This is a genomic window from Pseudonocardia pini (assembly GCF_013870575.1).
GTDB classification, from domain to species: Bacteria; Actinomycetota; Actinomycetes; order Mycobacteriales; family Pseudonocardiaceae; genus Pseudonocardia; species Pseudonocardia pini.
Window position 1 is genome coordinate 1 of the sequence record NZ_JACBXB010000707.1, and the last position, 2,908, is coordinate 2,908.

3 protein-coding genes and 1 pseudogene are annotated in these 2,908 nt (G+C 73.7%); 3 read left to right on the top strand and 1 reads right to left on the bottom strand.

Annotated features, from left to right (window positions below; genetic code table 11):
- A pseudogene (locus H5J29_RS27515) lies at positions 1–184 on the top strand (hypothetical protein); the annotation flags it as partial.
- 18 nt (positions 185–202) lie between these two features.
- On the opposite strand, the gene cimA reads toward H5J29_RS27515, so the two are convergent.
- Positions 203–1,807 carry a citramalate synthase gene (gene cimA, locus H5J29_RS27520; protein ID WP_181783906.1) on the bottom strand — a complete coding sequence of 535 codons (1,605 nt, stop codon included), beginning with the start codon at positions 1,805–1,807 and terminating at the stop codon, positions 203–205.
- A gap of 255 nt (positions 1,808–2,062) precedes the next feature.
- Between cimA and H5J29_RS27525 the strand changes: the two genes are divergently transcribed.
- Both H5J29_RS27525 and H5J29_RS27530 read left to right on the top strand, forming a co-directional pair.
- Positions 2,063–2,377, top strand: a complete 315-nt coding sequence (locus H5J29_RS27525; RefSeq protein WP_312858442.1) for an EthD family reductase — start codon at positions 2,063–2,065, stop codon at positions 2,375–2,377.
- A gap of 45 nt (positions 2,378–2,422) precedes the next feature.
- A partial coding sequence (locus H5J29_RS27530; RefSeq protein ID WP_181783908.1) for a LacI family DNA-binding transcriptional regulator occupies positions 2,423–2,908 on the top strand: 486 nt, incomplete at its 3' end.

A 2,908-nucleotide genomic window follows, 5' to 3' on the forward strand; every position in this document is an offset into this window, starting at 1 on the left:
CGACCCCGACGCCCCCACCGCCGAGGCGACCGAGCTGCCCCCCTTCGCGCGGTTCCTGCAGCGACACCCCGGCCTGCAGATCGTGCCCGCCCGGGTGCTGGGGCTCGGGCTGTGGCAGGAGCACGCGCCGAGGTGGGCGAGGCGGGCGCCGCAGCCAGTGAAGGTGGCGACACCTGCCGGGTGAGAGCGCCGGGCGCGGCCGCTACGCCGTGCGGAGGGCGGCGTAGGTCAGCGCGTCGACCAGGGCCAGCCAGCTCGCCTCGACCACGTTGGAGTGCACGCCCACCGTCGTCCACTCCCCCGCCTTGTCGCTCGTCTCCACGAGCACGCGGGTGACGGCGTGGGTGCCCGCCGAACCACCCGGCGTCAGGATGCGGACCTTGTAGTCCGACAGCTCGATCCCGGCCAGCCACGGGCACGAGGGCTCGAGGGCCGCGCGCAGGGCGGCGTCGAGCGCGTTGACCGGCCCGTTCCCCTCCCGGGTCGCGATCAGCCGCTCGCCGTTCACGACGAGCTTGACCGTCGCCTCCGCGGTGGCCTCCGCCGCGGCCCGCCGCTCGATGATCACCCGGTAGGACTCCAGGGCGAACGGGACCCGCGACTCCTCGCCCAGGGCGTCGCGCATCAGCAGCTCGAGGGACGCGTCGGCGGCCTCGAAGGACCAGCCCTGTGCCTCCCGCTCCTTCACCGTGCCGACCACCGACGACACCGCGTCCGGCCGCTCGGCCAGCGCCAGCCCCAGCTCGGCGCCCTTCAGCTCCACCGACGCGCGGCCCGCCATCTCGGTGACCAGCACCCGCTGCACGTTGCCGACCACGGCCGGGTCGAGGTGGTTGTACAGCTCCGGATCCACCTTGATCGCCGACGCGTGCAGCCCGGCCTTGTGCGCGAACGCCGACGACCCGACGTAGGGCTGGTGGGTGTCCGGCGCGAGGTTCGCGATCTCCGCCAGCGCGTGCGAGACCCGGGTCAGGTCGGTCAGCGCGGGCAGCACCGGCATGTCCAGCTTCGTCGCGAGGTTCCCGACGACGGCGAACAGGTCCGCGTTGCCCGTCCGCTCGCCGTAGCCGTTGGCCGTGCACTGCACGTGCGTGGCACCGGCCTGCACCGCCGAGACGGAGTTCGCGACCGCGCAGCCGGTGTCGTCCTGGCAGTGGATGCCGATCCGGAACCCGGTCCGCGCGACGACCTCGGCGACGACCTCCGCGAGCCCCAGCGGCAGCATCCCGCCGTTGGTGTCGCACAGCACGGCGACGTCGGCGCCCGTGGTCATGGCCGCGTCGAGCACCCGCAGGGCGGTGTCCGGGTCGAACCGGTAGCCGTCGAAGAAGTGCTCGGCGTCGACGAACACCCGCCTGCCCTCGCCGGTCAGGAACCGGACGGTGTCGGCGACCATGGCGCAGTTCTCCGCGACGTCCGTGCGCAGCGCCCGCTCGATGTGCCTGCGGTCCGACTTCGCCACCAGCGTGACCGCCGGGGCCTGGCTGTCCAGCAACGCCCTGACCTGCGGGTCCCGTTCCGCCGTCGAGCCCGCCTTGCGGGTGGCCCCGAACGCGACGAGCACCGCGTGCCGCAGCTCGAGCTCCCCGGCGGCGGCGCGGGCGAAGAACTCGGTGTCCTTCGGCATCGCACCCGGCCATCCGCCCTCCACGAACCCGACGCCCAGGCCGTCGAGATGGCGGGCGACGGCGAGCTTGTCCGCCACGGAGTACGAGATGCCCTCGCGCTGGGCGCCGTCCCGCAGCGTGGTGTCGTAGACGTGGAAGGCGTCACCGAGGGGCGTGCCTGCGGGCTCGGTCCGGGACATGGATCTGGGCTCCTGTGGTGGGAGGGCAACAAAAAAGACCCCCCGCGGATGCGGGAGGTCTGCGCGTCGGCCGATCGGGCTGCCGACGCGCTAGGCGATAATGACGCAGGACGTGCGCATGCCCGCAGTGTGCTCCGCGGCTCCCGCGATGTCACACGGTTCTCCCACATCGTGGGACCAGGGGTCACGGGTGAGGCAGTCGCCTCGAAGATGGGCCTGGCGCGGCACGCCGATGTGCCGCAGTACGGAGGAACCGTGTCGATCTCGCTGACCGTCCTGTACCACCAGCCCGCGGACAAGGACGACTTCGACAAGCACTACGAGGAGGTCCACGCACCGCTAGCGGCGAAGATGCCCGGCCTGGAGTCCTACACCGTCGTCCGGCCCGGTCCGGGGCCAGACGGCTCGGCCCCCGCCTACCACCTCGTCGCGACCCTGACCTACGCCTCCCCCGAGGCGATGCAGGCCGCCATGTCGAGCCCGGAGGGCCAGGCGGCCAACGCCGATCTCGCCACCTTCGCGCAGGCGGGCACCACCATCCTCGTCGGCGGGGTGCAGCAGGTCGTCTGACGGTAGGTTCTCCTCCGGGCGCCCGCCCGCGCCCGGAGGAGAACGATGCACCGCCGTCCCACGATCGCCGACGTGGCGGGCGCCGCCGGGGTCTCGGTCTCCACCGTCTCGGCGGCGATGAGCGGCAAGGGCCGGGTCGACCCGCTGACCCGGGAGCGGGTGCAGGCGGCGGCGCGGGAGATCGGCTGGCGGCCCCGTCGGGCGGCGCAGTCGCTGCGCTCCGGCCGCACCGGCACGATCGCCCTCTGCATCCCGCCCGACCGCTCGTCCTGGGCGGAGTGGATGCGGAACTCCGACTACCTGCAGCAGCTCACCGTCTCCTGCGCCGCCGCGGCCATCGAGGCGGGCCTGCTGATGTTGCTCGCGCCGCGGCCCGCGGACGCCGCCGAGCTGGCACGGCTCGACGTCGACGGGATGCTGCTGCTCGATCCCGTGCGGGAGGACCCGGTCACGGCGCTGTGCACGGCCGCCGGGCTCGCCGTCGTCACCGTGGACCGGGAGCCGGGGCGCGACGACGGCTGGTGGGCGGGC